General features: G+C 67.9%; 5 protein-coding genes. 2 read left to right on the forward strand and 3 right to left on the reverse strand.

All coding sequences use genetic code 11. The features are described from left to right. On the forward strand, window positions 1-966 hold a 966-nt coding region (locus tag Q0A15_RS02885; protein WP_291278034.1), incomplete at its 5' end, for a 2,3-butanediol dehydrogenase. A gap of 198 nt (window positions 967-1,164) precedes the next feature. Continuing rightward, the gene (locus Q0A15_RS02890; protein ID WP_291278035.1) at window positions 1,165-1,989 is read left to right on the forward strand and encodes a siderophore-interacting protein; all 825 of its coding nucleotides are present in this window, start codon (window positions 1,165-1,167) and stop codon (window positions 1,987-1,989) included. 88 nt (window positions 1,990-2,077) lie between these two features. Here the strand turns inward: Q0A15_RS02890 and Q0A15_RS02895 are convergent, their stop codons facing one another. The 3 genes from Q0A15_RS02895 to Q0A15_RS02905 form a co-directional block, all read right to left on the reverse strand. Then, the gene (locus Q0A15_RS02895; protein WP_291278036.1) at window positions 2,078-4,222 is read right to left on the reverse strand and encodes an iron ABC transporter permease; all 2,145 of its coding nucleotides are present in this window, start codon (window positions 4,220-4,222) and stop codon (window positions 2,078-2,080) included. Then, window positions 4,219-5,301, reverse strand: a complete 1,083-nt coding sequence (locus Q0A15_RS02900) for an iron-siderophore ABC transporter substrate-binding protein (RefSeq protein ID WP_291278037.1) — start codon at window positions 5,299-5,301, stop codon at window positions 4,219-4,221. Before Q0A15_RS02900 ends, Q0A15_RS02895 begins: the two co-directional genes overlap by 4 nt. Window positions 5,302-5,369: 68 nt before the next feature. Beyond that, on the reverse strand, window positions 5,370-6,299 hold the full coding sequence (locus Q0A15_RS02905) for an ABC transporter ATP-binding protein (protein WP_291278038.1): 930 nt from the start codon (window positions 6,297-6,299) through the stop codon (window positions 5,370-5,372). Window positions 6,300-6,848: the final 549 nt, after the last annotated feature.

The raw sequence follows: 6,848 nt of genomic DNA on the forward strand, positions 1-6,848 counted from the left end.
CACGAGTACCTCGACGGCCCCATCTTCTGCCCCACGCAGGACACCCCCTCCCCCATCTCCGGTGAGACCGCACCCGTGACCCTCGGCCATGAGTTCTCCGGCGTCATCGCGGAGGTCGGCGAGGGCATCGACGACCTGAAGGTCGGCGACCACGTGGTCGTTGAGCCCTACATCATCGGCGACGACGTCGACGTGACCGAGGCCAACGACACCTACCACCTGTCCAAGGACATGAACTTCATCGGCCTGGCCGGCCGTGGTGGTGGCCTGAGCGAGAACATCGTGGTGCGCCGCCGCTGGATCCACAAGATCAACGACTCCATCGCCCTGGACGAGGCCGCCCTGATCGAGCCCCTCTCCGTGGCCTACCACGCAGTCATGCGCGCAGCAGACACCAAGGAGAACGTGGCAGGAAAGACCGCCGTCGTGGGCGGCGCGGGCCCCATCGGCCAGCTGGTCTCCGCAGTGCTGACCGCACTCGGCGCCACCGTCATCGTCTCCGAGCTCTCCGCCCTCCGCCGCCAGAAGGCCATCGACTCCGGTGCAGCCAAGTACGCCTTCTCCCCCGCCGAGGTGAACCTCGTCGAGGAGGTCAACAAGCTCACCAACGGTGAGGGCGCCGACCTCGCCTTCGAGTGCACCTCCGTCCAGGTCGTGTTCGACACCCTGATGGACGTCCTGCGTCCCCACGGTGTGCTGCAGGTCGTGTCCATCTGGGGCAAGCCGGGCAGCATCGACATGCACAAGCTGGTCATGAAGGAACTCGACATCCGCGGAACCATCGGTTATGTGAACACCCACCCGGACACCATCAAGCTGGTGGAGTCCGGCAAGATCGACCTGAAGCCGTTCATCACCGGCAAGATCGGCCTCGAGGGCCTGGTGGACGAGGGCTTCGACACCCTCATCAACCGCAACGAGACCGCAGTGAAGATCCTGGTCTCTCCCTCCGGCAAGGGCCTCTGAGTCACTGACTCCAGGTCACTGACCGAATAGCCTGACAGCCCCGCTCACCTTCTTCGAGGTGAGCGGGGCTTCTCGCTGTCCGCCACCACCCCGGCCCGTTCCACAGCGCCGATTGAGTGCACAGCGCAGGGTCAGGGGCCGTGCCGGGGGCAGGTGAGGACCAAGCACCCCCACAGGTAAGGCACGTAGAATGTCTTTATGGGCCGAAACCGTGACGGAATACCTGAATACCCCCTGCTCTTCACCGCGCTGGTGACCTCCAGCAGGCGCCTCTCCCCCAGCTTCCAACGCGTCACGGTGGCTTCGCCCGAGTTGGCCGAGTTCCCGTGGCAGCGCGACGACCACTGGTTCCGGCTCTTCCTTCCCCGCCCGGAGTCACCCGACACCCTGAACCTGCCGGACGACATCGAGGGACCGGAATGGTGGCCCCGCCTGAAGCGCACGCCTGAGGACCAGCGCCCGCACCTGTCCAACTACACGGTCGCTGATCTGCGTATCGAGGACCGCGACGGCACCGAGTACGGAGTCATGGACATCGACGTGGTGCTCCACGCCGACGAACTCGGCGAGTTCAGCGCCCCAGTGGCCGCATGGGCCGTGTCCGCCCGTCCCGGTTCCCCGGTGGCACTGTTGGACCAGGGCATCATCTACCTGCCCCCTGAGGATGCCGACCACATCGTCATCGCCTCCGACGAGGCGGGGTTGCCCGGTGTGCGTCAGGTGATCCGCGGCCTCGAACCCCAGACCACGGGCAGCGTCTTCGTCGAGGTCGCCGATCCCGAGGACATCGAGGACTGGGCCACCCCCACCGGCGTCACCGTCGAGTGGTTCGTCCGCGCACCAGAGGACACCCCTGGCGCCCCCACCGTCGCCGCCGTCCAGGGCCTCACCGACGTCCCGGCCACCACCTATGCCTACCTCGTGGGCGAGTCCAAACTCGCCACCGGCGCACGTCGGGCCATGGTGGGCCACGGTGTGCCCAAGGACCGCATCACCTTCTCAGGCTTCTGGCGCCACGACTGACCGGCGCCACAGGCGCCGGTCAACGCACAAGGTGCCATACGGGCGGGACTCGAGTCCCGCCCGTATGGCACCTTTGCGTGTGAGGGCCTCAGCGCGCCTTGCGGATGAGGTAGACGAAGTACGGCGCGCCCACCAGCGCGATCATGGCACCGGCCGGCAGCTGAGACGGCGCGATGAGGGTGCGCCCAAGGGTGTCAGCGATGAGCACCAGCAGCGCCCCGAGCATCATGGACACAGGCATGATCCTCGCGTGCCGGGCGCCCACCAGGCCCCGGGCCAGGTGGGGAGCCACGAGTCCCACGAACCCGACCGTGCCCACGGCCACCACGGCCACGGCGGCCAGCAGCGCGGCGAGGATCAGGAGTGAGAGTCGGGTCCGCTGCGGCCGCAGACCGAGGATCCGAGGGGTGTCCTCGTCCACGGCCATGAGATCCAGGTCGCGGCGCAAGAGGAAGAGCAACGGGACCGCGATCAGCAGGCAGATCGCGACCGGGGCCACGTCGATCAGCGCCTTGCCGTACGTGGTGCCGGAGAGCCAGGTCATGATCCGAGGCGTCTGCCACGGATCGTTGCTGAGCAGCAGGTACGTGGTCAGCGCGCTGAGGGCGTAGCCCACGCCGATGCCGACCAGGACGAAGCGGTCCGGGAGCATGCCGCCGCGCCAGGCCAGCACGGCGATCAGGCCGAACGTGACCAATCCGGCGGCCACGGCCATGGCCACCATGGCGCCCTGGCCGCCTCCCAGGAATCCGGTGGAGATCACATAGACAGCGCCGAGCCCGGCGCCCGCGGTGATACCCAAGAGCCCCGGTTCCGCCAGGGGGTTGCGCACGGTGGACTGCACCACGGTGCCGGAGAGGCCCAGCGCGGCACCGGCCAGGGTGGCCGCGGCGACTCTGGCGAAGCGGTCGTCCAGCGCGTAGTCGATCAACGACGGCGCGGCGCCCTGGAACCACAGGACGATGTCGCGCAGCCGCAGCCACAGGCTGCCTGCCAACATCGCGACCACCAGGCAGACCAGCAGGGCCGCGGCGACGATCAGCGCCACCAGGACGAAGCGGCGTCGCCCCGGGACGGACTTGGACCCGCCGGCCGGTGACCCTGCGGCACCGGTGGACGGCGCCGCCGTCGCGTCCCGCATCCGCAGAGCGAGCACCACGATCAGCACGCCACCCAGCAACGAGGTCGGGATACCCGTGGGGATGGCGGTGGCCCCCTCGGCACCCAGCAGGCCGCGGACCACGGCGTCGGCCAGGAGGATGATGAGCGCGCCCAGCAGACCGGAGACGGGCAGCAGGAACGCGTGGCGCCGCAAAGCCGAGACCTTGCTCGCCAGCAGGCGGGCCACCACGGGCGCGCCCAGGCCCACGAACGCGATGGGGCCGGCCAGCGTCACGGACGTGGCCGCAAGGATCACGGCGGCCACGATCGCGAGCCAGCGGGTGGAACGCACGGGCACGCCGAGCGACGTCGCGGCGTCCTCACCGAGCCCGAGAACGTCCAGACGCCGGGAGCCCAGTACCGCAAGAATCAGGACCAGAACCACCACGGGCAGCGCACGGGAGGCGGCCGTGACGTCCAGCTGACCAAGCGAACCGCTACCCCAGGCGAAGAGACCCGTGGTCTGCTCCTTGAACAGGATCAGCAGCATGGTGGTCCCGGCATCCAGCGCCATCGCCACCGCTGAACCGGCCAGGATCAGACGAGTGGTGCCTGAGCCGGATGTGCGTCCCGTCAGGCCGAGCACCACGGCCGCCGCCAACAGGCCACCCACGAACGCGACGCCGGAGGAGGCCAGTACCGGCACGCTGATGCCGAAGGCTGCCACCACGGTCAGGGCGAAGTAAGCGCCGGCCGTGACGGCCAGGGTGTCCGGAGAGGCCAGCTGGTTGCGGGTCACGGACTGCAGCAGGCAGCCGGCCACACCCAGCGCCAACCCCACCACCACGCCGGCGGCCAGCCGAGGCAGGCGGGAACCGGAGAAGATGTCTGTCGCGGAGACGCCGCCCACCCGGACGTCGGCTCCGAGCAGGCCACGGAACAGATCCCATGCACCCATCCCCGAGGTCCCCTGGGACAGGTGCCACAGCCCTGTGAGCACCACCGCCACGATCAGCACCACCACCAAGGCGGCGCCGGTCCAGACGCCGCTGGCCCCCAGCCGCTGGGGAGCGGCTGGGGGCTCGGTCGCGTCGGGGGAACGCGGCGCGGCGCTCTGCGGGGCCGAGGTCACTTCCCCGCGTTGTCCTTGATGACGTCGACGAAGGCGTCCACGGCCAGCTCATTGGACTTGGGTCCGCCCGCTCCCCACACGCCGGCCGGGAAGGCGTAGGCGCGGCCGTCCTTGACGGCGGGCAGGTTCTTCCAGATGGAGGACTTCACGAGGTCCTTGGCGTAGCTGTCCTCGGTCTCGTCATCGCCGTAGAAGAGGTTGGCCTCCCCCACCGCCGTCAGACCCTCGATGTCGGTCTGAGCCAGGCCGTAGGCCGGGTCCACGCCGCCGGAGCCGTAGCTCTTGTTGATCTCGTCGGTCCAGGCGGCCTTCATGCCCAGTTCCTCGCCGAGCTCGGTGAAGAGGGCACCCTCGCCGTACGGGCGGATGACGACGTTGCCGCCCTCCTTCCAACCATCGAAGAACACGAAGTCCTTGACGTCCATGTCCACATCAGCGACCTCGGCCTTGGCCTCGGCCAGGTGCTCGTCGTAGTCCTTCAGCACGGCATCTGCACGGTCACTGCGGCCGGTGGCCTCGGCGATCTGCTGGAACACGTTGCGCATGTTCTTCAGCTGCCCGCCCTTGGCGTCGGCACCGACCGTGGCCAGTACGGGGACGTCGCGCTTCTCCAGCTGCTTGAGCACCTTGTCGCTCTTGTCATAGGCCTCCACGACGATCAGGTCGGGGTCCAGGCCGTAGATGGTGTCCAGATCCGGCTCGCCGCGCTCACCGATGTCCTTGGTGGAATCCGGCAGCTTCTCGGCCTTGACGTAGGTGGCGTAGTCCTTGGTGCTGGCCGCGCCGACGGGGTCCACGCAGAGGGTGAGCAGGTCCTCGGTCTGCTGCCATTCCAGGACCACGACGCGCTCGGCGGGCTTGTCCAGCTTGACCTCTCGGCCCAGTCCGTCCTTCATGTCCACCGGGTCCGTGGAGGTCTTGGTGGTGTCGTCCGTGCAGTTGGCGGAGGAGGCCTTGTCGGTGGCGTCCGAGGACTTGTCCGATTCCACGTCGGTGGTGCCGCAGGCGGCCAGGGTGGTGGCCAGCGTGGCGACGGCCAGGGCCGCAAGTCCGCGGCAAGCCAGGCGCTGAGAGCTCATAAGGGTTCCTCTTCTTCGGTGTTCTGGTGATGTGTTCAATGCCCGACGGCAGGGGCCGGGGGTGCGTTCTACGCGCGGCTCGCGCCGCGCTGTCCTTCGCCGCGCTGTCCGTGGCCGGGGCGCTGGAGGCGCGGCCGGTGTCGGCCGATCGGGTCGATCCGGAGGTGCCCGGAGTCCTCGTCGAGGTCCACGCGGACGGGGACGCCATACGCGGTGCCGATGTGGTCTGCGGTGAGGACGTCGAGCGGGGAACCTGATGCCAGGACGCTGCCCTCAGCCAGGAGGGCCACGGTGTCCGCGACGCGGGCGGCTTGGTCGAGGTCGTGCAAGACCACGCCGACCGCTGCCCCGATTTCTTGGGACAGGTCAAGGATCAGGTCCAGGATCTCCGTCTGGTAGCGCAGATCCAAGTGGTTGGTCGGTTCGTCGAGCAGGACGATTCCGGTCTCCTGCGCCAGGCAGCAGGCCAGCCAGACGCGCTGCACTTCCCCGCCGGAGAGCTGCGAGGCGGGGCGGCTCGCCATGTCCGAGATGCCGGTGACGGCCATGGCTCGGTTGACCGCGTCGCGGTCCTGAGCGCTCATCCCGGCGAAGCGTTTGCGATACGGGTGGCGGCCGAACTCGACGATCTCCCGCACGGAAAGGCCTGCAGGGGCGATGCGACTCTGGGCAAAGAGCGTGACGTCGCGGGCGAACTCACGGGCGGAGTGCTCTGCGGCGTCCAGCAGGTTGTCGTCACCGATGAGGATGCGACCGGTGTCGGGGGCGTGAAGCCGCGCAAGTGAACGCAGCAGGGTGGATTTTCCGGAGCCGTTGGGTCCCACCAGGGCGGTCACGCTGCCCGGGGTCAACTCCAGACTCACGCCGTGGACGATTTCGGTGCGGCCGAACCCGAGGACCAGGTCCTCCCCCACGAGACGTCTCGCTGGGCGCCGCGTCAGGGCGGACTCGCCGTCCCGACCGAGGGCTCCATGGGGATCTACCTGAATTGCTGTCATGCTTCGGTTCTGTCCGCTTACTCGAGTTACTCGACGACATTGGGTCATGCGCGCCACACCAACTTGAGGCAGTCCGCACTAGGCAAGCTTAGTAAGGTCAGACTTAGCTGTGCAATCGATGGACTCGGTCATCCGATACGGGTCTTTCGACATCCACTCCCTGAAACCCGCGTGTTTTCACCTCATTCGGCGGTCACATGGGCCCAAGGAGTGACTCCAGCCACACTCCCGAAGGCGGAGATGAACGTGCTCGGTTGGGCACAGCCCAGGTGCTGAGCAACTTCCTGGGCCTGTAGTCCCTCCGCTATGTTCAAGACTCCAGGCCGCATGACTCTCTGCCGCTCCATCCCGTTGTCCCATCCGAGCCTGCTGACTGTTTCCAACGTCAGCTCGGTTCCTAACTTCAGCCGGCGGTCTCAACCGGTGGTTGCAACACCTCTACTTGAGGAGCTGCGACCACCGTGTCATCTCGAACCGAAACCGCTGCATTGCGGGCGGAATTCATGGAAGCCTTCGACCGCATTGGTTCTGTCAAGCCGGCGGCCGAGG

The organism is Galactobacter sp. (assembly GCF_022712295.1).
In the GTDB taxonomy this organism is placed as follows: Bacteria; Actinomycetota; Actinomycetes; order Actinomycetales; family Micrococcaceae; genus Galactobacter.

What these genes read in the sequence shown, in the direction of transcription:
- Q0A15_RS02900 (WP_291278037.1), bottom strand. Translation starts at nt 5,301, where the DNA reads ATGAGCTCTCAGCGCCTGGCTTGCCGCGGACTTGCGGCCCTGGCCGTC.
- Q0A15_RS02905 (WP_291278038.1), bottom strand. Translation starts at nt 6,299, where the DNA reads ATGACAGCAATTCAGGTAGATCCCCATGGAGCCCTCGGTCGGGACGGC.
- Q0A15_RS02890 (WP_291278035.1), top strand. Translation starts at nt 1,165, where the DNA reads ATGGGCCGAAACCGTGACGGAATACCTGAATACCCCCTGCTCTTCACC.